This is a genomic window from Lysinibacillus sp. FSL M8-0216, assembly GCF_038595555.1.
Lineage (GTDB): Bacteria > Bacillota > Bacilli > Bacillales_A > Planococcaceae > Lysinibacillus > Lysinibacillus fusiformis.
The window spans coordinates 1,928,211-1,951,806 of record NZ_CP152007.1 but is presented as its reverse complement, the minus strand read 5'-3'; the positions used below and the strand labels follow the sequence as shown (position 1 = coordinate 1,951,806).

The following is a 23,596-nucleotide window of genomic DNA, read 5'->3' as shown; positions in this document are numbered from 1 at the left end:
AGTTTCCTCCTATCGAATACTTAACAATTGATTTTCAATTAATTGAGCACCTTCTATTTGCTCACCTGCTTTTAGTGCTTTTGCTAGTTCAGCACGGCTGATAGTACGTTCCACCTTCACATATTGTTGTGGAAGGCTATCAATATTTGAAACTTCAACCTTAGATGATTTACGCCAACTAAATGTAAATTTCTCTGTTTTTACTTTGTCTTGCCCACTATTTTGAAGTGTTTCAGCAATCGCTTGTTTCATTCGAACGACTCCATTTTCCATGACCTTTCTACGTTCAGCTAATCTCTTTTCCTCCGATTTAATGCCTTCCACATCTGACTCAATGTTTTTGATAACCATTGCATAAGCTTCAAGCTTTTCTTCCACAGCATCGGTAATAGAATCTAATGTATCTTCTAAACCTTCTTGTCCATCCTCAATCATTTGTTGAAGCTGGGCATAGGCATTGTTTAATTGATAAAGACTAGCCATTGTTAGTCCCCCTGTGTTAGAATGTCCTTGTCATATAATTTATCTTGCTCGCCATTGGTTGCACCCTTTGACGAGTTTTTTTGTGCCTCAATTTGGGCATTCTGTGCATCCTCTATGTCTTGCCAGTAATCTGATTCACGGTCGTACACATCAGCGTGTGTGTGGCCTATACGCATGGAATTACCTACTTCGACTCAATTTCAGTGACAAGCTTTTTAGCTTCATTTAGACTTAGAACCAATTTGCCACCTAGTAGAACAAGATTGTTGTCTGATACCTCACCAGTAACTGCGCATGCCATATTAGGCTTGTACTTCTTTAAAATGATTTGGTCCCCATCAATAAAGATTTCTAATGGATCTTGATTATCAATCCCTAAAGTTCGTCTTAACTCTTTTGGGATAACCACACGACCTAACTCATCAATTTTTCTAACCATACCTGTTGATTTCATTTGATTTTTCCTCCTTGTAATGCTTGACGAGCAATTTCACCATTATCTTCTGTTACATCAGATGCATAATCCCCCACTGGAATACAATATGGTTCATAATGTTTAGTGTCAGCGTAATACTCAAGTGCTTCACGTAAGCATCTATTTTCTTTTTGCGCTTCTAATTTCTGATCACCAATTAAATCGATTGAAAAATTCTTTTGGTCGATGACTTTACGTAAGTGACCTAATTCTTTAGTGACTGTATGAAACAAAACTTCATCAACTCTGTTGCCAGTATTTTTGTAGTGCTCTAACATTTTTAATGAATCCATTTTTAATCGTCCTCCCTCAATTATCAGCTGCTCGTTTTAGCGCCAATGTCTTTAGCAACGATGTGTATAAGGCATCTTCCAGCGGTTGTCCTTCGACTTTGGTAACACCGAACTTCTGTAGCTGTTCAATGACTGCTTTGCGTTTCAATTGCTTCATCATCGGTATTTATTAAACACCCCTCTTGAAATGCTTTTACTTCTTCAATAGTGTCGATGATGCCTAATACCCTTTGCTCCATTAGTTGATATTCTCTTTGTTTGCTCGATAGATGATTGTCAAATGGTAGTACTGGAGAGCTTTTCATTGCGTCTTGAGCAAAGTCCCTCAAGCGTTCTCCTTCAGCTTTTTGCATTTCCTCTAATTGCTCAATAAGATTGCTCCGTTCCTCCACAATCCTTGCTTCAAGCTCTGGATATTCCAATAACTCACTCAAGCTATCAACAGCGACATGAGGGCGTGTATCATATTGACTTTGAATCTTCTCGACAAAAAGTGATTCACGGCCATTTTCATCCATTGCATAAACTGTGGAAGGCTCCCCTGTTGTTCGGTAATGAATTGCTAATACTGACAATTTTGTACCTTTTATATTTAATACTGCTTTCATTCTGATAACCTCCAAATAGTTTGATAGATTTACTTCTGACGTACTGCTACAGCTTTATTAATCGCATTGCTGATTAAAGCTAAACGTTGCTCAACTGGTAATGCTAACCACTCGGCTACTTTGATTTTCATTTTCTATCACCACCTAACCACGAATCAATATCGTCTAGATCGAAAAGTAAAACTCTTGGTGCTGGACGATTAAACGGTATTTCCTTACGTTTTACTAATCTGTATAGAGTTGCTTCTGACATTGGACAGTTATTCAATTTAAGATATTTGTCTAATTCTTTGACTCCTCTTACTTTTCGCATCTCAATACACCCTCCAATCTTTGTTGCAGATCTATTAAATATCTAAAATCTTACGAATATGCTTAATGTGCTCTTGAGCCTTCGGACCATCTTTACGACCACGAATAATGTCTGATAGGTAAGCATTTGAAATACCCACCAATTCAGCCAAATGCTTTTGGCTCATCTTACGTTTAAACAACTCTGATCGAACTTGTAGTCCTAAATCTTCTGACATAATGACACCTCACTTCATTTGATACTAATACCGTCATTGGCTCGGTATCACAGCGCATTACTGAATTGGAAAATATTTAAGCTAATTTATTAACTGATTTCATTGACACAAACTAATATATTTATTAGTATATAGACATAGCTAAATAAGACTTTAGAAAAGCCTGTAACAATACATTTGTTCCGTTCCCCAACGTCAAAATGTTTATACAAAGGTAGTCTTTTTTGTACTCTTTTTTAGCTAATAAAATAGCTTATGTACACTTTACTAAATTATATATTAGTTGTCAACGGAAATATCTAATATATTTATTAGTAGAGTTGGACATGTGAAAGGAAACATTGATATGACAACGTTAGAACGTGTTAAAGAACTTTGTAAAAGTAGAGGAATTACTGTCAAACGCTTAGAGGAAGAACTAGAAATTCCGAATAATACAATCTATCAATGGAAGAGAATTACACCTAGTTTAGATAAAATTCAAAAAGTGGCAGAATTCTTTGGTGTATCTATAGATTACTTACTTGGTCGTACAGATCAAAAAAATCTTCCAGAAGATACTATACAAACTTTCGCTGCTCACCATGATGGTGATGAATGGACAGAGGAAGAATTAGAAGAGATCGAAGAATTTAAACGCTTTGTAGCAATGAGACGAGAGGCGCGTAAAAATAAGGGGGAATAACCCATGCACTTATATGATGCTTTATTAATGGAATGTGACAATTTAGATATTGAAGTTTACGAGAAAGATCGTATGAAAAATAAAGGCCTTTATGGCGACAATGTAATCTGGATTAACAAATTGTTACCTTCCATCATTGAAAAATGCTGTGTGCTTGCTGAAGAAATTGGACATCACCATACTACTGCTGGTGATATTTTCGATCAAAGTAGTATAGAGAATCGAAAACAAGAATTAAAAGCACGTGGTTGGGCATATGAAAGGCTTATCCCCCTTTCTAAAATAATTCAAGCTCATAAATTACATATCGTTAATCGTTATGAATTTGCTGACTTTCTTAATGTTACAGAAGACTTTTTAGATGATGCTCTTGATTGGTATAAAAACAAATATGGATTATGTGTATCAATTGATAATTTCACTATTTGTTTCGAACCATTAGGGGTTATTGAAATGTTTGATTGGATTGAAACACCAAAATTAAAATATGGAACATAACATTACTTAAACTTTTTTTATATAATTTTTTTACCTCTGAATAGAACATACATTCTTTAAAGGTGGTGGTTATTATTTAAGTTTCACAGCAATTATAAGATTTAAGAAAGGAGAATAATTATGGCAAGTTATACAGTTTTACCACCTACCAAGAAAGGAGAACCTCGAATAAAAGTTACTGTTGAGCATGGGTATGATGAAGATACAGGCGAAAGACTTAGATATACTAAAACCATACGTATGAAATCCATGTCTGATCGTGCAATAAAGAAAGCTATTACAGATTTCGAAATTGAAGTATCAAATAAAGAAGATGAAAAATTAAAAAAAGTTGAAAATATTAAATTTGTAGATTTTATTGATCAATGGATGAATTTGTATGTTAAAGCTGAGTTGTCTTTTAAAACACGAGATACTTACAAAGTGAGCTTGAATAACGGTATTATAGAGGATTTAGGTGACTATAAACTTTCTAACATCAAAACTCTACATCTAGTGGAATGTCTGAAAAGATGGAGAGAAAGATGTCCTAGTGTAGCAAAAGGACAATATACTGTTTTAAAAAGCATCTTCTCTAAAGCGATTGAATGGAAATTAATTAAAGATAATCCTATGGACAACATTAAATCTCCTCGTTTGGAACCCAAAAAGAAGGACTTAGAATTTTACGATGAAGAACAGTTAAAACATCTTTTTAGAGTATTAGAAAACGTAAATCCTAAACACAAGCTCCAGATTAAGTTGGCAGCAATGGTCGGACTACGACTAGCAGAAGTAGCAGGATTATGTGTGGAATCTTTTGATTTTGAAAATAATACTATCTATATAGATAAAACCCTTCAATTTGATATTGAAAATAGAGAACTAAAAATTTTACCTCCAAAAAACAAAAAGCCTCGATTAGTTAACGTCCCAAAGAGTTTAATTCGTGAACTAAAGTTATTTGTTGACGACTATTTGGAACTAAAAAATAAAATGGGTGACGCTTGGAATCCGATAAAAGATGATGATGGTACTCCCTTAAATTTAATCTTTACAAAATCAGATGGTTATCCATCAAAACCTGCTGCTATAGATCTTGCTTGGAGAAGAATTATTGAAAAGTATAGTTTACCAAAGTTGAATTTTCATGCTTTACGACATTCATATGCCTCATTTATGGTCAGTCGGAATGTAAATTTTAAGATCATACAGGAGCAATTAGGCCACTCTGATATAAAAATGACAATTAACACATATAGTCATTTAACCAAAAAGGATAAAAATGAAGCAAGCGACCATTTCGATGATTTAAATTAATTGGTCACTTTTTGGTCACTTGCTCGATTTTTCGTCATACTTTTGCGCACATAATTCTCTAAAATTACATCCACGACAATGCCATTTTTCTTGTGTTTGTTCGAAATCTTCCAAGTCCACAGGCTCGTTAGAAAAAATATCAGCTTGATACTTTTTCATTTCTAACACACTATACTGAAATGTATGTAAAATATTTTCCATATCGAAATCGGTGAAGCTATATTTCTTCCGTTTTCCGGTTAGTAAATATTCATTATAGACCTCGATTTGCTCAAGTGGCACCCGATATTTTTGCTGGACATAATAGGCATAGAGGGCTAATTGCTGGCGATCATCATCTGACTCGCCCCCCGTCTTCCAGTCCACAATTACCCATTTATCTGTTAGTTCATTAAAGTAATGAAAATCCATTACAACGAACACTTGGATATCATTGATTTTCATTGAGCGAAACTGTTCGGGCTCTCCAATTCGCAAAGAGCCTCTTTGTGACGTAATTTGTTGAAATGTTTCACTCCTCAAAAAATGCTCAAAAACAAGCTTAATTCGTTCTTTATAGTCCTGTACTAGATCGGTAGGAAGTTTGCCAGTATAGTAAATTTCCTGCATCATATAGTATTTATTTGGTTTTTGCCTCCATGATTCAAGATGGCGAGTAGAATCAATAAAAGCCGCATTCAGCTGTCCTCGAGCCCAATGAATCAGCTCCTCTAATGTGGGAGGCTTCCCTGTTTGTAAATAATCATTAATAGCCTGTTCAATAAAACGGTGAACAATTTGCCCAAATAAAATAGGCATGGGTTGAAGTTTTTTTAAACGATACACAAGTTGATGATAAGGCTCCACATTGTAGCTTAGCCATCCGTTATGGGAAAAATAATATTCATAGCCATATTTACGGGCACAGCTTGTTAGCGTTTTATGACGTGATAATGACCATGAAAACGTAGGGTACGGTGTAATTTCAAACACGACAATCGCCTCCTATAGCTGCTGGATAAAATCATAGACAAGCTGTACAATCAGAACAATGGTTACAATACGAAGTAGCAGTTTGACTTGATTTGCGTTCACCTTTCTTGCTAAAACAATACCAATTTGCGCACCAATCGTAGACCCTACCATTAAAATCAATGTCAGTGGCCATTCAATTTTCCCCGTAGCAATATAGGTAATCGCTGCTCCTGAGCACATGGCGAATACCCCTACCCTTGAGAGTCCTACTGCTTTAATATAAGATATTTTCTCATGCGCATATGTATAAAGGGCTAGTGTACTACTGCCAGGCCCAAACATACCATCATAAAAACCAACTCCAAGGAGGATTGGACCATTTTTTCGATTCATAATAAAGAGTTCCTTATCGCCAAAATCTGCCCCACCCATAAAGGACATCATTAACGCAAATCCTAGTAAAATGATGGCAATAAACGTCAATGCTTGACTACTCATAAATGAAGCAAAAAGTCCACCCAATGTTCCACCAATTAGGGATACCAATAAGACCGGTCTCATTTCTGACCATGCTAATTCCTTACGTTTATAAATCGTATAAAAGCTCGAAAATGCACTTACCATATTGGATACTTTATTAGCCCCAATTGCTGAATGGACAGGCACCCCCATTAACATCATCGTTGGCAAGGTGATTAAACCACCGCCACCCACTAACGTTCCAATGACATTCCCAATGATGCCAATGAATAAAAATAACAAGTATTCCATCATATCCTTCTTTCTCTCTCACAAAAGCAATCATTCTATGATACAGTATAACAGATTGTAATTTTGAATGATGATGGAAATGAGGGGCAAGGATGCAGACACAACAAAAAACACCAACACCACGCTTTTGTCACCAGCTGACGGTCATCGTGGCCACCATTTTTTTAGCTGGCTTCACAGCTACACTAATTCAATATCGAAAGCTTCCTGCAACGATTCCCGTTTTACAAAGCTTTACAAGTGACCATGCACAGTTTGGGCCAAAAATTGCTATTTTTTATTTACCATTTATCGCACTCATGCTATTTTTACTTTTACACTATTTAGAGATGAAAGCAGCCTATCCTATGATGAGAAAAAATAAACCGCCGCTGTCCCATAGCCAGCGTCAAAATGGCATCATGACATTTTGTCTCATAAAAAATAGTATTTTACTGTACTTTACTTACTCCCTTTTCAACGACCTTACGATTGCATTGGGACGCGTTCGCATTTTACAACAATGGCATGCATATCTTTTTCTTTTCTTGCTCTGTGGTATTTTCAGTATGGGGATCGTACGAGGCATTTTATTGAATAAAAAGCGTTAAAAAAGACGTATTAAAGAGTTGCTCTTTAATACGTCTTACAAACATGAAACGACTATATAGATTGCATAAATAGAATAAGTTGATCCTCTTGTGTGCAATCCACGGCTACTTTATTGCGTGACTGGTGACCACATTTTGTACATTGATGTACAAGTTGATACCCTTTTTTAGATGAATAATCAATAGTAATAGGTTTCATTAACCCTTTACATGGATTGGCTCTATCACCAGGTACAATATCTAGTTGCTTTGAATATAAACAATGTGGGCAATGATTGCGGAAACTGCCATTGTTTAATGGTGTCACGTCTAACCCACATTGTTCACAATGAAATGCTGTATTTTTAGTTTTTCTACTCAATTGTTCTTCCTCCAAGACGAATTTTTCATCTTTGGAGAAAGGGTTCCGTTTTGTTTTTCTATATAAATAGTATTAGGCTTTGATCATGATTTAACCCATTCACCGTTTTGCTCTACAAAACGATTACTTCTAATTCCACCTTCAAAAGAGCCTATTTCATCTCTTTATCCGAACCACGATTGACTTTAGGAAATTGTATCAATCACTGTAAGACGGATCTCTCCACCTTCCACTAGTCGGTGCTCATTGATCATCACTAACTTAGGCATTCGTCCCCTTATGAACAATTGTAGGAAATCTATTTACCTTCAAATGAACGACTCCTCATAAGTTTCATGTTTTGTTTAGTAAACCAAATAGTTATTCACGATCCAATTCTCTTTCCATTTGTCTAAAATTATGTATTAAACCATACTTTTGTACACCACGCGCTTGTTCGATGCTAGCATCAGCCCATTGGCGAAATAATTCTTGATTTTTTTGACTATGGGCGTATACCGCCTCTACAGCGGGTTGCATCCAAGGCTGTGTCAGCTTGTCGCTTCTCATAGCAGCCGTTCGACCTTCCATCGCTGCAATATAGCATAGGGCATAGCTTGACAATGGCTCCTTGTTAATTTGCTGGGCAGCAGCCTTTGCCGCTCCAAGATTTTTCTCCATAATTGCTTTCGTAAATAGATAATTATATTTGATGGCTGGTTGCTTATAATGGTGGATGATGACATCGATAGCACGAATCTGTTCATCTACCGTCCCATAAGCGGATGCATAGAGAGCCGCAAATATTGGTTCTTTTTGACGGCGCTTCACCCATTTATCTACAAGTTCCATATTGTTTGATCGATATAAAATATGTACATGACGGTAAATAATAGCTACCACGAACACTGCAATTATACCGAGTGAAAAGGATAGCCGAACACCTGATAAAGATAGCACCATAGCCAGCAAAATAATGGCTAAATAAATGACTGTTAATTGAACAATTTTCATAATGCCTCCTACTGCAATTTCCTGCGCATTTTACGTGAAAAGATGAAACCCGCTCCTATAAAGAAGACAAGTGCCATTACTTTCATGATTGGAATGATAAAAAGCTTACTGATGAGGAAAACAACGACTATATAATAGACCACCATTGCCAGTAAAAATAATGTCAGCTTATTCACGAGGCTCCCTACTTTCCTTTAATGCCGCCTCAATCGCAGCAAGCGCTTTTGGTCCCATTCCATGTAAATGAGCTAAAGTGGAAAGGTCAACGTTTTCCAGCTGTTTCAATTGTGTATAGCCTGCTGCCTGTAATGCACGAATTGCAGGTTTGGCTACTCCCTTTGGCCATTCTGTCATGTTTGCACTTCCCTTCAAGAAAAATCTTCTCTGCCCTATTATGCAAGTGACGGCAAAGAAATGCAAATAAGTCAAAAAGATAGAATTTGAAACATGGATAAGCAAGCAGTCATTAAATTAGTCAAACTATGAATACTCCAGCTCGTCATGATGGAGCCCCCGCTAACTCGCTCATTCATCCATCCCATCACATAGCCTGCTAGCCCCGTAGATAGTACAACTAACAAGATGATTGGAAATGGTAATACCGTCCATAACATAGCCCCATGGATACAGCCAAAAACGAGGCTTTGTAGCAAATTTCCGACCTGGAAACCAAATGACTTTGCCAGCCTTTTCAGTAAAAAGCCACGGAACAAAATCTCTTCTGATAAGCCGGTCTGAATCATAGCATACAGAAGAGCGGGTATGACCCCCGCTAAGCCAAGACCAGTAAATTGATTGGACGCTAATATGGAACCATCCATGTAAAAAAAGACGAGAGCGAAATTAGGCACCACTAATACGACAATAGCAAGCATATAAAACATGGCATATTTCCCCTTATCGACAATAACTGGCCTATGAAATCCTAACCATTCGAGGAATAGTTGTTTCTTTTTAGCTGTAAAACTCCACCAAACAAACGGTATGACTGAAAATAACACCACTTGCACAATTGCATTAATCATATTTCTCCCCCTATTCATTACGTTAAGTGTAGAAGAAAGACCTATTAAATTCAATGACAATTTAATGATAATCGTTAAATTATTAATCCTTTAAATTAAGTATTAATCGTTTTACTTTAATTATAATAGGGTAAGATTTCATTATTGTGCTTCGGTTAAATTTAATATATACTCAATTACAGACAAACAAGGTCTTTAATATACGCAATATACATTGGAGGTAATGACTATGAAGACACATTTATTAGAGAAGGCTCGCATTTATGAACAAAGTACTCGTATCTCTGTACCAGCTTATGACACTCTGTTCGCCATGACACAAGCCTATTTCCGAGCTCATTTAGGTGAGCAAGAAACTTCCCTGCTAGTTGTAGGAGCTGGGGGCGGTAATGAGCTGTCCGCATGGGGACCCTCTAATCCAAGCTGGACATTTACAGGTATAGACCCGTCTGAAGAGATGCTGCAAATTGCTCAGTATAAAGCACAGCAATTAGCTATTGAAAGCCGAGTTCAGCTTCTCCAAGGAACCATTGATACCTTGCCCTCCTCTCCATTAACCTATGATGCGGCTAGCTGTATCCTTGTGCTGCATTTTATGGAAGATAGACAGCAAAAACTTAACTTACTGCACAACATTCATGAGCAATTAAAGCCTGGCAAACCTTTTGTCCTTGCTTGTGCCTACGGTGATCGTAATAGTGACGAACTGCAAGATCGCATTAAAATCTGGCAAAGCTTCTTTTTAGAGGCAGGATATAAAAAAGCAAAAGTTGAAGATATGGGACAAGTCATTATGAATATCTCTTTCCTATCCGATCAAGACATTCAAGAATTATTGAAGGAGGCTGGATTTAAGCAGATTACGCGCTTTTTCAGTTCAGGTCTTTTTGCTGGCTGGATGAGTCACGCCTAACCGTAAGACCCCGCCATTTAGCTCAAATGGGGGGTCTTTCAACAGGTGGATTATAGATTTCATACAAATAAAGGCTTATAAAAACTACAGCCCTGTTTTTCACCAATAAATACTGTAATAATAAACATGATCATCTATGGTCATCCCTACTTTTTCATAGAGCTTTTGTGCATTGACATTGTCCCTTGCTGTTTCGAGCATCATGTAACGAGCGTTCTCCTGCTGGCAATAGACGTAGCATTGATCGATTAATGCTTTGGCCACCCCTTGTTTTCTGGCATGCCCAGCCACAAATAAATCATTTAAAATAAACGCCCTTTTCATAGCTACGGATGAAAAGATAGGAAATAACTGCGCAAAGCCTACTGCTTCCCCATCTAAATATGCGAGAAACATAATGGATTGCTCCTTTTCCACACGTTCTTGGATAAACAGCTCGGCTTGTATTAAATCAGTCGCTTGTCCATAAAACTCACGATAGGCATTAAATAACGGGACCACTTCCCCAATTGTTGCCTGTGTCACAGTACAAATATTCATATTCCACTCCCCCATTTCAATTTATTTGTCATTCTAGTATGATGGTAGTAGATTATCTGACATTTCAAAAGAGACAGTATCAAACATTTCAACATGTCGAAGAGGTGCGTTATGGACGATTTCATCTTTTTATTAACCGACAAAGAGGCCAAATATAAACAAATCTATCAGCAAATGAAAACCCTCATTATGGAGGGCACATTGCAAAAAAATGATTCTCTGCCTTCTATTCGGAAGCTGGCAGAAACATTGCAGGTGAGCCGCAATACGACCTTAACGGCCTATGATCAGCTTGTAGCTGAGGGGTACATTCGTGGTGAAGGTCGGAAAGGGTATTTTGTGAATGCGCTGGAGCAAGTTTTCTTTCAAGAGCAGCCACAGCCCATTCGATCGAAGCCACTAAAGGATACTACAGCATTCCTTGTAAACTTCAAAGCAGGGGCTGTCGATCAACAGCACTTTCCCATCAAGACGTGGCGTCAAATCGCCAATCAGGTTTTACAGGATTCCACTTGCTATCAATATGGTGAACTGTTTGGAGAACCTATGCTAAAAGAGCAGCTTGCCCAATATTTACTGCAGGCAAGAGGCCTATATACCAATAATGAAAATATCATTATTGGGAGTAGTACACAGCAAATGCTTCTGTATCTTGGGTTTTTATTGAAGGAAAATTTCCCCAGCATATTGCTGGAGGACCCAGGCTATGATGGGGCTCGAGAGGCATTTCAATTACATAACTTTGACATTGAGGCCTTACCTGTTTTCGAAGCAGGTGCACAGCTTGATATTTTAACAACTTGTCGCTCACGGCTATTGTATGTCACACCATCACACCATTTTCCATATGGTGCCTCCATGAACATTCAACAGCGGCAAGCACTAATACGATGGGCTCAAAAAGTGAATGGCTATATTCTTGAGGATGATTATGATGGTGAATTTCGTTATACACAACAGCCATTCCCTGCTCTTGCCTCTATCGATCCCTCTCGGGTCATTTATTTAGGCACATTTTCGAAATCCTTTTTACCAGGCATACGAATAAGCTATATGGTGTTACCAGATGCCCTTATGCAGCCTTATAAAGAAAAATTTGCTCATTTTGAACAAAATGCATCCACCCTACATCAACGCACAATGGCTCATTTTATGGCCCAAGGCGAATGGACCCGCCATATTAAAAGAATGCGCCTAACCTATAAACAAAAAATGCATTGCCTTGTGCAGGAGCTACAACAACAATTTGGGGAGCAAATCACGGTTTTAGGTGAACAATCAGGACTCTATATTTTGGTGAAAATAAAGTCATCCCTCTCGGAACAACAGCTAATCCAACAAGCCGAGTCACACGGGGTAAAAGTTTATCCAACCAGCCCGTTTTTTCTCCATCAAGCCCGTATAGAACCGATGCTACAGCTAGGCTTTAGCACATTAACAATGGAAGAAATTAAATTAGGTGTCCAATTACTTAAAAAAGCATGGTCCTCATAAATAACACCAAGTTCGTACATTGTGTTCAATAAAAAAGGACCATCAAAATGGATGGTCCTACTTCTTCTTTAATTTTATGGTTTCAAAACATTTCTAACAAACAATTGCTTATTTTTGTGTGCGATTACACTGACTGTCGCCAGTAATAGCCCCGAAATCACGAAAACCATTCTAATTCCTACTAAATCTGCAATTACCCCCATAACGAGAGAGCCAATGCCGAAAATTCCAGTTCCGATAGCACCTAATGAGGTATAAACAGTTGACAACTGTTCTTTTGATACACTGGTTTGTATTACAGTTTGTTGAGGAATTTGTTTAATTTGTCCAAAAAGCCCTACACAAAATGATAAAAGTAAGGAAATCATCGGAATGCTATTTATGCTAAATACTATTGTAAATATGAAACTTGCAAAGGAGCCGACAAAAATATAGGTTCCTATTTTCTTTTCTACAACAGAAGAAAATTTTATACAATAAGCACTTCCTAAAATCAGACCTAAAAAGTTGGCTCCATTAATAAAGCCCCACCACTTTTCATCAACGTTCAACGCGTCGTTGACAAACACATATAAAATAGCGGCTATCCAAACTGTTGCAGCGATGGTATCTAAAAATTCTATCCAAGCAATCCTTTTTAAAACTGGCGTATTTGATAAAGTTTGCCAACCCTCTTTCATCTTTTCTAGTTTCCCTTTTGTCTCCGTCGATTCATGGCTGTTTACATTTTCTAAAAGGCTAAGTAATAGACTTGCCAATACAAATAGACATCCAACTAACCAAATCAGTTGCTGAGAGCTCATAATCAGTAATAATGAACTTCCTACGAACCACATACCTGCTTGAATGACCTGCGTAATAGTTTCGGAAATTCCATTAGCTTGAAGTAGCTGTTCAGGTTTAACGTAGTGTGGAGTCAATGTCTGTCTTATTGGATTTGCACATCCATCAAAAAAAGCAATCAACCCTATTATTAAAAAGATAAAATAATAATTAGCTGCTGATAATCCCATTACCAGAAACCCTAGAATAAAGAGTAAAATGGTTTTTGCGATTTGTGACCCAGCAAGTAACCATTTAAGATTTAGTTTCTCCACTAAAAGAGGTGTCAGCATACTGGATATGAACATAGAGGAAGCAATCGTAAATGGCACAAACGATGCTGAAATTGCAGAATCCGTCAACAAAAAAATCGTACTTATAACACTGACTATATATAATACATCGCCTATATTAGCGAGTGATTGACCTAATAGTAATAAAGAAAAATTTCTATTCAATTTCATTTTATATCCCCCGATATTACATTCGAATTTTGGCTTCATCGGGGAATATTAGATTGGACTATTCATTAAACTTTGACTCCTTTCATCTAGCGGATAAATCTGGGGGATATCGATTTATCACAAGTTTTTTATCATCCATACAAATTTAATTGAATTATAGCATTGTTTGTTTTAATATTACACATCCACAGTAAATTATTACCATACCCTAAGTTTATTCCATAACTAATCCTTCTTAAGCTAAGCCGATTCATTGTTCAAAATAAAAAAAAGAGCTGTCTAAACAGCTCTCAGACTATAGACAAACTCGATGAATTTTGAGTTTGTCTATAGTCTTTTTTCTTTTACAATGAAATAAAGTAAAGCCGTTGATTTCCACTACGGGCGGACGCTTTCCGCGGGCGGGGTCAAGCTGCTTCCCTCGCTGCGCTCAGTCCAGGATCTCGACTTTCCCGCTTTTCCCGCAGGAGTCGCCGCCCTTCGTTCCAATCAACTTCTACATGCTCCTTATTCATCTATTGATAAAAAGTAAACTTTTGAGGTGATCAACCATGATGACGTTTATAATATTCCATTGTTCATCTGCAATTGCTTTGTTTGATAGCTTATGATAGTCGTAGGTGATTAAAGCCTTCCATAAAGCCCAACCCCTAGCTCTATTCCCGACTAATAAATCCATTTCTATTCCCCCTTCTATATCCATGTTTGTCTATGTATATAAAGTTACTCCCTTGTTCAAATATGCAGTGTCTTGATGATCATTAAAAGCTGAACTAATGTAAAAATTAGTTCAGCTCCAAAACTGTTTCCACGCGCTTAGAAATAATCAATGAATGTCGGTATGCCTACGGGTAATACGTCCTCTAGTAAGGCAATTTCCTCCGCACGTCCCTGTAACCGTTCAATTTTCTCTAAATACCTTGGGCGTTTATAGCCTAGCAGCATAGTGGCCAAGGTTTGCACCGTTAAATGGACAGCATTATCATTTAATGTCTCGCTCACCTTTTGGACAGACAGCTTACCATCCACCATTTTGATGATGAATGTACCATTATTCCAAGCGACAATCCGATCCGTTACGGCTAGCTGAAGCTCAAAGTTTTGACTGACAAATGGATAGCGTAATAAAAACTCTTTAACATCAACAATTCTCGCCATAAAATAAGGAGAGACCTTTTGAATAATCTCACTATCCTCTAATAGAAATGCTACAGCTTCATTACCTGTCGTTTTCCCATAGACATTATAAATCATGGAACTATGGGCAGAGACAAAATTCCATAACCCTTTACGTGCTTCTTCCTGTAAATAGACGATTTCATCAATATAATAATTTTCCTCCATAATACGATAAAACATGTAGCCCTGCGCCACATCTCCTTCATCGTAGTAGACGGCAGCCTGAAGGTTAACATCACTGTCAATGAATTTCTCTTCCCAGAAATCCTCCTGAAATTTCTCATTCCATGCAATACTATTTCGCACCATTACACCATGTGTTTTTTCGGCATATCGGGCGTAGATATCCACAACATCCTGATGTTTCGGATCAACACGCCGAATTTTCCCATTGAGTCCGGAATAATGCGGAAGCTGTGTATCCTTCACCTGAAATTCTACGATATCACTCATAATTTCCCATCCTTTTTTTCGGTAATAAGGAATTGAATATGGGAATAAATAGGATATACATTGTCCCTCGTTGCGCATACTTTGTAGGCTTTCAATAATCAAGCTTTCCATCAAGCCATGGCCCGAATACTCTGGGTAGGTGCCAACTGCTGTAATCCCCCCCATTTCATAAATCTTCCCATGGACATTGACCTCAAAAGGCAAACTTAAAATTTGCGATACTAAATGTGAGCCATCAAACCATCCGATAGCATGTCCCTCATTAAATTGTCTACTTTTTGCATTCACAAAACGACGGTCCTTATGAATAGACATCGACATTTGAAAGACATAATTCAATAAATCAATGGATTGTGCCATTTCATCCAATCGAATTTCTCGCATGACTAAGCCTTTTCGTTGATTCATGATTCCCTCTCCTCATCAAATAACTCACTTAAAATTGTTTGTGGTGCATCTAAAAACCGCTTGGTGACAATGTAATGAATGGAATCCTTATAGCGGATCGTTTCAATTTCTCCATTGTCAAAGCTATAAATCGTTGCATTTGGATAACCGAGTAAAATAGGCGAATGTGTAGCAATAATAAATTGTGCCTCATGCTCAAGGTCCTTCATAATTTTTAACAAGCTTAACTGCCTTGTTGGAGACAATGCTGCCTCAGGCTCATCCAATAAATAAATGGCTTTACCTTTAAAGCGATTCATAAATAAAGCAAGAAAAGACTCCCCATGGGATTGGTGATGTAGAGATTTTCCACCAAAAGCGTTATATCTCCTTGGATCTTCTATCAAATCAATATGACTGGCAAATTGATAAAATGTTTCGGATCGAAGAAAAAAACCATTTGAAATTTTCGGCATCCACGACAAACGGATATATTCACCCAGTGAAGATTCTGCCTTATGTACTTCATACAGATTTTGGCGGCCACCACCTGCCGTATTAAAATCGCACCGATCTGCAATAGCTTCCAGTAATGTTGATTTTCCCGAACCATTTTCCCCAACGAAGAATGTCACATTTGTCGGAAACTCCAACTCCTGTAAATCCTGCAAGCTCGGGATATTAAAAGGATACATTTGTTTATTAGGAATAGTGTCCTGTAGCACTTTACATGATTTTAAATACATTTCATTTCCTCCTTTCTCTTATTATAACGAACAACTCCTCTGCTGAAACGTCATCGCACTACCTCTTTTACGAAAAAGAATTAAGAATAGTCAAACAAATCATAAAGTCATTATTTTTTCAATGAAAGTTCACAGCAGGAGTAGTGTAAAATCGAGTGCTAGTAGTCCCACTCAATACCACCATTGTGTAATAGATATTTCCCGAGAAATAAATAAAAAACATGTCGAAAGTTGCAATTTTATTCCGTAAAATTATGTCATATTTTTGATTTTCATAAAATTATGTGGCAGCACGATTTTCGTATGAATGATATTTTTCAATTGTGAAGAGTGTAATTTCCCAGCAATATTCAAAGGAGTTCTATGATTATGCCCAAAAACATCAGCATTCTTGCAGGCAAGGTCCTTACATGCTGTTTGAGTAACAATTTTTCTCCGTGCACCTATTTCCACCCATAAAAGTTCTATAAACTAGGCTCCCCTCATAAATTGAGTAACAATCAAATGTTAGAAGGTGAAGAACAATGTTTGTTACCCATTATTATGAAAATAAAACGTCCGTCTTAAGCCAATTGCTCGTCAAGCTCCCTGCCATCGAAGAGGATATTCGAATTAAAGGGCGTAAAGCCAAAGTAACGGAAGTGCTTCAAATTGACGACAACCACTATCATGTGAAGATTATTTTTGAAAAAATCCCTAAAAAGCAACCTCTTAAAGATTTAGGAAAGAAAAAGAGATAATCCATAACGTTTATTTCCACCAAATTCGGGAATATTCATACTACTATTGCGAATTATTCTCACCTCATTATTTCTTCAAAGAAATTGGTTGACATTTTAATTGATAACAATTATCATTATCAATAGATTATTTCTTTTCTCCAAATTGCTTATTTCAGAATCCCCCTCTTTTTTGAATAAGCATGTATCAAACGGATATTCTTACATCAGACTAAGAGTATCCGTTTTTATCTGTATATATGGAGGATTTTTACATACTAAAGGAGCTGTTTGACATGGATTATCGTATTGAAAAAGACACTATGGGTGAAATTAAAGTACCTGCTGATAAAATTTGGGGTGCGCAAACACAGCGCAGTAAAGAAAATTTCCAAATTGGTACGGAACATATGCCAATTGAGCTTGTGCAGGCCATGGCTATTTTAAAGAAAAGTGCAGCAATCGCGAACAACAAACTAGATAAGCTTTCAGCTATTAAAGCGAATGCAATCGTACAGGCTGCAGATGAAGTTTTAAATGGACAATGGGACGATCAATTCCCATTAGTTGTTTGGCAAACTGGTAGTGGTACACAATCAAACATGAACGTTAATGAGGTCATTGCACACCGTGCGAACCAACTATTACAGGATGCTGGCGAGGCAGACCGCATTCATCCAAATGATGATGTCAATAAATCACAAAGCTCGAATGATACATTCCCTACTGCATTGCATATTGCGGCAGTTTTAAAAGTGGAAGATTACTTATTACCACGACTTCGTTTATTAAAATCGACTTTGGAAGACAAAGCAGCTCAATTTAAAGATATTATAAAAATTGGCCGTACGCATTTACAGGATGCAACACCTCTTACATTAGGTCAGGAAATTAGTGGCTGGGCAGCCATGCTGGCAAAATCAGAGCACATGATTCTTCAAAATATCGACTATATGAAAGAGCTTGCGATTGGTGGAACAGCGGTTGGTACTGGTATCAATGCTCACCCAGAATTTGGGGATCGTGTTGCAGCGGAAATTAGTGAGCTAACAGGTAAACCATTCACCTCTGCTGCGAATAAATTCCATGCCTTAACAAGCCATGATGAAGCCGTTGTTGCGCATGGTGCTCTTAAAGCTTTAGCGGCTGATTTAATGAAAATTGCTAATGACGTTCGTTGGCTTGCAAGTGGGCCTCGCTCAGGGATTGGTGAAATCACAATTCCAGAAAATGAACCAGGCTCTTCTATCATGCCTGGTAAAGTAAACCCTACCCAAAGTGAAGCGATGACAATGGTAGTTACACAAGTAGTAGGTAATGACGCGACGATTGCTTTCGCAGCATCTCAAGGGAATTTTGAACTAAACGTCTTTAAGCCAGTAATTATTTATAACTTCTTACAATCAACTCGCCTATTAGCAGATACAATGAAATCATTTAATGACCATTGTGCAATTGGCATTGAGCCAAATAAAGAAGTGCTTGATCATAACTTACAAAACTCATTAATGCTTGTAACAGCATTAAATCCATATATCGGCTATGAAAACGCAGCAAAAATTGCGAAAAAAGCTCATAAAGAAGGCACGACGTTAAAAGCAGCAGCTATCGCAAGTGGTCTGCTTACAGAAGAACAATTCGATGAATATGTAGATCCAGCTACAATGATTTATCCGAACGTGAAATGATTTAAGTGTAACAAAATAGGTAAAAGGATTGGGGTTATGTCCCCAATCCTTTTATTTTTCATGAACGTTGATTATGATTTTTCAATATTGATTAGAGAATAAATATATGTATCATATGGCACATTATTTTGATGCATATATTTCTTTAGTAAGCCTTCTTTTTCGAAGCCTACTTTTGTTAATAGCTTGTTAGAAGCATCATTTTCTGTGAAAACGATGGCTCCTATCCGCAATAACGCCATCTCTTGAAAGCCAAACGAAATCACTTGGTCCAATGCCTCTCGTGCATAGCCTTTTCCCCAGCTGTCAGGGAAAAGGGCATAACTGATTTCAGCTTTCTTATGCTCTGTTGACCATTCTTGAAATCCAATAGTACCTATTAGGCCTTCTCTCCCCTTTAGTTCTATCCCCCATTTAATACCTTGTTGTTCCTCATAGTTTTTTGAAAAGCGATTAATGATTTGTTTAACTTGCTCTAAACTAGTTAATGGATTTTGACCGTAATGACGTAATACGTCAGGGTTAGAAAAGCAATTTAAAATAGCTTGTGCGTCATTTTCTGTAATTTCTCGTAATACTAATCGATCAGTATTTAAAGTAGGGAACATGTGGCCACCTCTTTCAAGTATGTTATATCTTCCATATTTTATATGAATAGAGCGAAAATTGCTTCATTTATTTTTTAGTAACACTATTATTTAAGTTTAATTTTTTGAATTTCAGCAACAAATATAGACTCTTCCGTTATTTTCACATATTGATAGATGGATTCTTTCAAATAGCCTTCTTTGTTTAAATACTCTTTTAGGTCTGACTTTCTCTCAAATATTTTTTCGTTCATCTGTTGCTCGTAATCCTGCTCATCATTTCCTTTAGTAATGGTCATCAAATAAATTTTCGTCATGTCCTTTTCCCCCCTTGGTTCATGCCATTTTGATGCTTATCATAAAAAAACCCTGTCAGTGGACAGGGCGTCAGCAACGAAGCTGTTGATATCGTAAAAATATAAGTATTGATGGACGTACGACTAAACTCTTTATGAACATGACCATTTCGTCCAGTATTTTCTTTTGAAATGGCTGAATGGTCATCGGTTTGAAACGACGAGTTGTCCGTTTCTTTTTATTTGGCTTGCTACCGTAATATGTTCACGGTAATAGCCGTTGCTTTGATCGTTTGATGTTGCGGTGGTGTTTTGGGTTCCATATACAATGTTGTGTAATACGCATCCGCAATAACAATCAAGTAAATAATTAAAAGTAATCGTTTTGTTCAATGGCTCAAAAATTTCAGTTCTCCCTTTTCAAATCTAATCTGTTTCTACTAATTCATACGAACAGAGATGAAAAAGGTTTCAACTATTTTTAGGGAGACAAATATGCCTCCCCTTTCCCCCTATACTGCTGCCACCATCATTTTCCCAACGATCGATATCCCAATGATCCTGATCTTTTTCTCTGCTTCTCGGAACGAATGCCAACTCCCTCACCCTTTTCAAACGTTCTTATCTAGTTTATGAAAAGATAAGGGTTTTCGTTCATCGTAAAATAGGCTTAATTTTAAACCCTAAGGCAATCGCCGCTCCGATACAACTGGATAGACAGCCCACGATCAAATAAATGCTTACTGTAGATTCACCAATCAAAACAGAGGCAATGCCGCCAATAACAGGAAATAATGCGACCATATAGCCACTTTTGGCTCCTCCAATCCTTTCGACTAGCTTTAAATAAAATAGCCAGGCCAGAAACGAGGCAATAACTGTTAAATACAGCAATGCCGATAGATACGTAATGGATGTCGGAATCATCATTTTTTGTCCTTCCATCCAAACAATTCCACACATGACCACACTACCTACAGCAAAACCAATCGCATTGGCATATATCGGGTCAATTTGGCGCTTCGCATTTCTGGCAGAACTAGCATCACCGATTGCTGTCAATAGTGTTCCTAAAAACGCAATCAGAATCCCTTTGAAATCAGCGAATCCTGAGAAACTATGTAAAGTTGGATAGATTAATACACCCACTCCCATAACGCCTAAAATACCGCCAAGAAGAACACGGCGATGTAACGGCTCTTTCAGAAAAATTCGTAAAGCAATAGGCGTTAATATCACTTTTAATGAAAAAATTAACGTGACCATGGCTGCTGAGCTGAGCATCGTCGCGTAATACAAACATAAATAACTGAATGCAAAATTACAAACTCCAAAAACAATGATAAAAGGAATATCCTGCTTTTGTGGTTTCCCCTGTGGTTTCATGAACCATGCAAGTATTAAAAATAATAGAGCTGTTATGACTAAACGATAGGTTAACGATAATTCTAAACTAACGGGGGTCCCTTGTATTTTTACAGCAATAAAGTTAAGACCCCAAACGATTAAACAAAATATATACATAAAATTCGTCATACTGTAAATTCCTTCAACTTCCCTATACCTTCCATCTGCCCATCATGATAGTGTGATAGTATTGTCCATCTGAGAGGCGCTTATCATGTTTTAAAATACCTTCTACCTCAAAGCCACATTTTTGATAGAGCTGAACGGCCTTATCATTGGATTCTAACACTTCTAATGCCATTTTCTGAATACCATTAGCATCTGCCCAGTCGATCGATACTTGCATCAGGGCTTTACCAATGCCATAGCCCCAAAAATCCTTCCTGACACCGACACCAAAAATAACCTTATGGGCAAGCCTTATCAATGTAGAACCCTCACATCTTGAGTATCCTACAAGTTGATCACCAACGACTGCTACTAAACATAGATTTTTAGGGCTTGCTAGGTCATTGGAAATGAGCTGCTCGAATCCTACTCGATCAATGAACCCCTCCCCTTGTGCTCGGTCAAAGTTTTCCGTTTCACCATCTAATTGTAAACGTAAATCTGACAAGGCTTGGGCATCGTCCGGTTCGGCACAACGGACCGTATAGCACAACTCTTTATATTGATAGTTTTTTTTGTTAATCAGCATGCTGGAACTCCGCAACTGGCTGAATTCGTACAAATCGATTGTGCCAGATACATTCATGGTGCTGAATGATTTGTGGTGCTGCAAGAACATCATTAGATAATGTACTGTGGGCATCCTCCACTAAAATATTGTGATGATAGCCATGACTGAAAGCACTACGAATCGTTGTATCAAGGCAAAACTCCGTTTGTGCACCAGCAAATATTAATTGCTCAATATGTTGCTCCTGCAAGTATTGGGCAAGCTCAGTTTGAAAAAAGGCATCCCATGTTGGTTTTTGAATCACCTTATCCTCCGCTTGTTGATGAAGACCATGATATAGCTCCCATCCAGGCTGACCGTAAGCGAAGTCTACATCCTCGGCATCAGTATGCTGAATAAAAATAATAGGTACTTCATTGTGGCGCGCCCATGCAATTAACGAATTAATATTGTTGATGACCATTTCGTCATTCCATAGATTCTGTTGGCTGTCTAAAAAGAAGGCTTCTTGTATATCGATAATGATTAGAGCTTGTTTCATAGGATTCTCCTTTATTTGCGACTTTTTCTTAATTATTGTACTGAATTTTTTATTGGAAGAAAATATAAAAAAAGAAGTACCTAGCGATTTGCTAGATACTTCAACCTCTTTATTTCATTAATTCTTCAACAAACTCAACCGGCACATATGTTTTACCACTCTCTAATAAAGCAGGTGCTACGTCAAATTGGCGAATCGCTTTATTATAGCCATATTCTTTTTGACCACGAGTAATTGTGTAGGAAACAGCACCTTTAGAAATAATTGCACCTTTAGGCGTTACTTCTACTTCAAAGCCAAGCTTTTCTACGATTAATCGTAGAGGAACCATTTTTGTCCCTTCTACTTCATAAAAATCTTTTTGAATAATCTCTTCAATGGGTCCATTATCTGGTGTTGGTTCAGGCGTTGGCACTGGGTCCACTTCAACTGGCTCTTCCTTCTCAATATTATCTAACACGATAACCTTTGAAGGTGGTGTTTGGGCAGGAATACTCATTGTTGCGATTGTATAGAACACTACTAAGTGCTGCTCTTCTAAATCACTAGCTTTTAGCTCTTTGCCAGAAACACTTTCAATTTTTGTATCTTCCCCCACATTTAATTTCAAATAATTGTCAGTATCGATTAAGTTTTTATCGAAGTAATCGACTTCCACACTGCCCATATTATCTTTTTCTACAATAATTACTTCTGGGTTATACTGTGGTGGATAAATAGCAAGCATAGGCTTTTTCGCATAAGAGTAAGCTGACACCTTATCCCCTTTTTGAAGCTTCACTTCTTTCCCCATATTGTCGAATACTAATGAATCTTTATCGACAACCACAATATTCGTCTGTTCACCTTCTACCACCGTATAGTAGGTTGCGTTGTCACGGACATCAACGTTTTCAACTTTTCCAGTTACTTTAACAAAAACTGGCTGAGCTTGTTGCTCGTTAGTTTCTGAAGTATTCACAACAGCCTCAACCTCGCTCGCTGATGCAGTTGGAACGCCCATTGCGCTCCCTACTAATAATGCTGTCATAGCAAATGGTACGACCTTCTTCATTTTCATACAAAAAGCATCTCCTTCATTTCACGAATTCATAGAAGTAGTCGTCCTCATATGAA

General features: G+C 37.5%; 33 protein-coding genes. 8 read left to right on the top strand and 25 right to left on the bottom strand.

The window, feature by feature from the left end; translation table 11 throughout:
* Positions 1–9: 9 nt before the first annotated feature.
* The 7 genes from MKX57_RS09265 to MKX57_RS09235 form a co-directional block, all read right to left on the bottom strand.
* Positions 10–483 (bottom strand): siphovirus Gp157 family protein, encoded by a 474-nt coding sequence (locus MKX57_RS09265; RefSeq protein WP_342550934.1) that lies wholly within the window; start codon positions 481–483, stop codon positions 10–12.
* Between the two features lie 2 nt (positions 484–485).
* Positions 486–659, bottom strand: a complete 174-nt coding sequence (locus tag MKX57_RS09260) for a hypothetical protein (protein WP_342550933.1) — start codon at positions 657–659, stop codon at positions 486–488.
* 8 nt (positions 660–667) lie between these two features.
* Complete coding sequence (locus MKX57_RS09255) at positions 668–937, bottom strand: AbrB/MazE/SpoVT family DNA-binding domain-containing protein (protein ID WP_342550932.1); 270 nt, start codon at positions 935–937, stop codon at positions 668–670.
* On the bottom strand, positions 934–1,251 hold the full coding sequence (locus MKX57_RS09250; RefSeq protein WP_342550931.1) for a hypothetical protein: 318 nt from the start codon (positions 1,249–1,251) through the stop codon (positions 934–936). The genes MKX57_RS09255 and MKX57_RS09250 overlap by 4 nt, the downstream gene beginning before the upstream one ends.
* A gap of 125 nt (positions 1,252–1,376) precedes the next feature.
* Complete coding sequence (locus tag MKX57_RS09245; RefSeq protein WP_342550930.1) at positions 1,377–1,859, bottom strand: hypothetical protein; 483 nt, start codon at positions 1,857–1,859, stop codon at positions 1,377–1,379.
* Between the two features lie 127 nt (positions 1,860–1,986).
* Positions 1,987–2,172, bottom strand: a complete 186-nt coding sequence (locus tag MKX57_RS09240; protein WP_342550929.1) for a helix-turn-helix domain-containing protein — start codon at positions 2,170–2,172, stop codon at positions 1,987–1,989.
* Positions 2,173–2,206: 34 nt separating this feature from the next.
* On the bottom strand, positions 2,207–2,392 hold the full coding sequence (locus MKX57_RS09235) for a helix-turn-helix transcriptional regulator (RefSeq protein WP_342551116.1): 186 nt from the start codon (positions 2,390–2,392) through the stop codon (positions 2,207–2,209).
* A 343-nt stretch (positions 2,393–2,735) separates the two neighbouring features.
* Between MKX57_RS09235 and MKX57_RS09230 the strand changes: the two genes are divergently transcribed.
* The 3 genes from MKX57_RS09230 (at position 2,736) to MKX57_RS09220 (ending at position 4,871) form a co-directional block, all read left to right on the top strand.
* Complete coding sequence (locus MKX57_RS09230; RefSeq protein ID WP_342550928.1) at positions 2,736–3,074, top strand: helix-turn-helix transcriptional regulator; 339 nt, start codon at positions 2,736–2,738, stop codon at positions 3,072–3,074.
* Between the two features lie 3 nt (positions 3,075–3,077).
* The gene (locus tag MKX57_RS09225; protein WP_342550927.1) at positions 3,078–3,572 is read left to right on the top strand and encodes an ImmA/IrrE family metallo-endopeptidase; all 495 of its coding nucleotides are present in this window, start codon (positions 3,078–3,080) and stop codon (positions 3,570–3,572) included.
* 120 nt (positions 3,573–3,692) lie between these two features.
* Positions 3,693–4,871 carry a site-specific integrase gene (locus MKX57_RS09220; RefSeq protein WP_342550926.1) on the top strand — a complete coding sequence of 393 codons (1,179 nt, stop codon included), beginning with the start codon at positions 3,693–3,695 and terminating at the stop codon, positions 4,869–4,871.
* A gap of 15 nt (positions 4,872–4,886) precedes the next feature.
* Here MKX57_RS09220 and MKX57_RS09215 read toward each other — a convergent pair whose 3' ends face one another.
* Positions 4,887–5,843 (bottom strand): PD-(D/E)XK nuclease family protein, encoded by a 957-nt coding sequence (locus MKX57_RS09215; protein WP_342550925.1) that lies wholly within the window; start codon positions 5,841–5,843, stop codon positions 4,887–4,889.
* A gap of 12 nt (positions 5,844–5,855) precedes the next feature.
* Positions 5,856–6,596, bottom strand: a complete 741-nt coding sequence (locus tag MKX57_RS09210) for a sulfite exporter TauE/SafE family protein (RefSeq protein ID WP_008175882.1) — start codon at positions 6,594–6,596, stop codon at positions 5,856–5,858.
* Positions 6,597–6,688: 92 nt separating this feature from the next.
* Between MKX57_RS09210 and MKX57_RS09205 the strand changes: the two genes are divergently transcribed.
* Positions 6,689–7,186 carry a hypothetical protein gene (locus tag MKX57_RS09205; RefSeq protein WP_008175881.1) on the top strand — a complete coding sequence of 166 codons (498 nt, stop codon included), beginning with the start codon at positions 6,689–6,691 and terminating at the stop codon, positions 7,184–7,186.
* Positions 7,187–7,238: 52 nt separating this feature from the next.
* Here MKX57_RS09205 and MKX57_RS09200 read toward each other — a convergent pair whose 3' ends face one another.
* From MKX57_RS09200 to MKX57_RS09180, 5 genes are all read right to left on the bottom strand, one after another.
* A complete protein-coding gene (locus MKX57_RS09200; protein ID WP_043990023.1) occupies positions 7,239–7,547 on the bottom strand; it encodes an RNHCP domain-containing protein in 309 nt (102 codons plus the stop codon).
* Between the two features lie 360 nt (positions 7,548–7,907).
* Positions 7,908–8,540, bottom strand: a complete 633-nt coding sequence (locus tag MKX57_RS09195; RefSeq protein WP_008175878.1) for a hypothetical protein — start codon at positions 8,538–8,540, stop codon at positions 7,908–7,910.
* Positions 8,541–8,548: 8 nt separating this feature from the next.
* Positions 8,549–8,716, bottom strand: a complete 168-nt coding sequence (locus tag MKX57_RS09190; protein WP_008175876.1) for a hypothetical protein — start codon at positions 8,714–8,716, stop codon at positions 8,549–8,551.
* Positions 8,709–8,894 (bottom strand): hypothetical protein, encoded by a 186-nt coding sequence (locus tag MKX57_RS09185; RefSeq protein ID WP_008175871.1) that lies wholly within the window; start codon positions 8,892–8,894, stop codon positions 8,709–8,711. Before MKX57_RS09185 ends, MKX57_RS09190 begins: the two co-directional genes overlap by 8 nt.
* A 71-nt stretch (positions 8,895–8,965) precedes the next feature.
* Positions 8,966–9,565: a CPBP family intramembrane glutamic endopeptidase gene (locus MKX57_RS09180; RefSeq protein ID WP_171365391.1), complete on the bottom strand. Its 600-nt coding sequence runs from the start codon at positions 9,563–9,565 to the stop codon at positions 8,966–8,968.
* A gap of 229 nt (positions 9,566–9,794) precedes the next feature.
* On the opposite strand from MKX57_RS09180, the gene MKX57_RS09175 reads away from it, so the two are divergent.
* Entirely contained in the window at positions 9,795–10,478 is a 684-nt protein-coding gene (locus tag MKX57_RS09175; RefSeq protein ID WP_171365392.1) for a class I SAM-dependent methyltransferase, read from the top strand.
* 99 nt (positions 10,479–10,577) lie between these two features.
* Here the strand turns inward: MKX57_RS09175 and MKX57_RS09170 are convergent, their stop codons facing one another.
* Positions 10,578–11,018, bottom strand: a complete 441-nt coding sequence (locus MKX57_RS09170; protein ID WP_342550924.1) for a GNAT family N-acetyltransferase — start codon at positions 11,016–11,018, stop codon at positions 10,578–10,580.
* Between the two features lie 111 nt (positions 11,019–11,129).
* Here MKX57_RS09170 and MKX57_RS09165 point away from each other — a divergent pair, with 111 nt between their 5' ends.
* A complete protein-coding gene (locus tag MKX57_RS09165; protein WP_342550923.1) occupies positions 11,130–12,512 on the top strand; it encodes a PLP-dependent aminotransferase family protein in 1,383 nt (460 codons plus the stop codon).
* A gap of 74 nt (positions 12,513–12,586) precedes the next feature.
* Here the strand turns inward: MKX57_RS09165 and MKX57_RS09160 are convergent, their stop codons facing one another.
* The 4 genes from MKX57_RS09160 to MKX57_RS09145 form a co-directional block, all read right to left on the bottom strand.
* A complete protein-coding gene (locus tag MKX57_RS09160) occupies positions 12,587–13,798 on the bottom strand; it encodes an MFS transporter (protein ID WP_096364218.1) in 1,212 nt (403 codons plus the stop codon).
* A gap of 511 nt (positions 13,799–14,309) precedes the next feature.
* Positions 14,310–14,477, bottom strand: a complete 168-nt coding sequence (locus tag MKX57_RS09155) for a hypothetical protein (RefSeq protein WP_176489570.1) — start codon at positions 14,475–14,477, stop codon at positions 14,310–14,312.
* Positions 14,478–14,614: 137 nt separating this feature from the next.
* On the bottom strand, positions 14,615–15,838 hold the full coding sequence (locus tag MKX57_RS09150) for a GNAT family N-acetyltransferase (RefSeq protein WP_008175849.1): 1,224 nt from the start codon (positions 15,836–15,838) through the stop codon (positions 14,615–14,617).
* Positions 15,835–16,563 carry an AAA family ATPase gene (locus MKX57_RS09145; protein ID WP_107921869.1) on the bottom strand — a complete coding sequence of 243 codons (729 nt, stop codon included), beginning with the start codon at positions 16,561–16,563 and terminating at the stop codon, positions 15,835–15,837. The genes MKX57_RS09150 and MKX57_RS09145 overlap by 4 nt, the downstream gene beginning before the upstream one ends.
* Before the next feature lie 524 nt (positions 16,564–17,087).
* Here MKX57_RS09145 and MKX57_RS09140 point away from each other — a divergent pair.
* Together MKX57_RS09140 and fumC are read left to right on the top strand one after the other, a co-directional pair.
* A complete protein-coding gene (locus tag MKX57_RS09140) occupies positions 17,088–17,303 on the top strand; it encodes a hypothetical protein (RefSeq protein WP_008175845.1) in 216 nt (71 codons plus the stop codon).
* Between the two features lie 275 nt (positions 17,304–17,578).
* Positions 17,579–18,970: a class II fumarate hydratase gene (gene fumC, locus MKX57_RS09135; RefSeq protein ID WP_008175844.1), complete on the top strand. Its 1,392-nt coding sequence runs from the start codon at positions 17,579–17,581 to the stop codon at positions 18,968–18,970.
* Positions 18,971–19,041: 71 nt separating this feature from the next.
* Here the strand turns inward: fumC and MKX57_RS09130 are convergent, their stop codons facing one another.
* From MKX57_RS09130 to MKX57_RS09105, 6 genes are all read right to left on the bottom strand, one after another.
* Entirely contained in the window at positions 19,042–19,578 is a 537-nt protein-coding gene (locus MKX57_RS09130) for a GNAT family protein (protein ID WP_008175843.1), read from the bottom strand.
* Between the two features lie 86 nt (positions 19,579–19,664).
* Positions 19,665–19,874, bottom strand: coding sequence for a hypothetical protein (locus MKX57_RS09125; protein WP_342550922.1), 210 nt, complete (start codon positions 19,872–19,874; stop codon positions 19,665–19,667).
* Positions 19,875–20,507: 633 nt separating this feature from the next.
* Complete coding sequence (locus tag MKX57_RS09120) at positions 20,508–21,389, bottom strand: DMT family transporter (RefSeq protein ID WP_107921867.1); 882 nt, start codon at positions 21,387–21,389, stop codon at positions 20,508–20,510.
* A 22-nt stretch (positions 21,390–21,411) separates the two neighbouring features.
* Complete coding sequence (locus MKX57_RS09115) at positions 21,412–21,957, bottom strand: GNAT family N-acetyltransferase (protein ID WP_089984850.1); 546 nt, start codon at positions 21,955–21,957, stop codon at positions 21,412–21,414.
* A complete protein-coding gene (locus MKX57_RS09110) occupies positions 21,947–22,480 on the bottom strand; it encodes a cysteine hydrolase family protein (protein ID WP_008175838.1) in 534 nt (177 codons plus the stop codon). The genes MKX57_RS09115 and MKX57_RS09110 overlap by 11 nt, the downstream gene beginning before the upstream one ends.
* A 109-nt stretch (positions 22,481–22,589) precedes the next feature.
* Positions 22,590–23,540 carry a copper amine oxidase N-terminal domain-containing protein gene (locus MKX57_RS09105; RefSeq protein WP_342550921.1) on the bottom strand — a complete coding sequence of 317 codons (951 nt, stop codon included), beginning with the start codon at positions 23,538–23,540 and terminating at the stop codon, positions 22,590–22,592.
* Positions 23,541–23,596 lie beyond the last annotated feature (56 nt).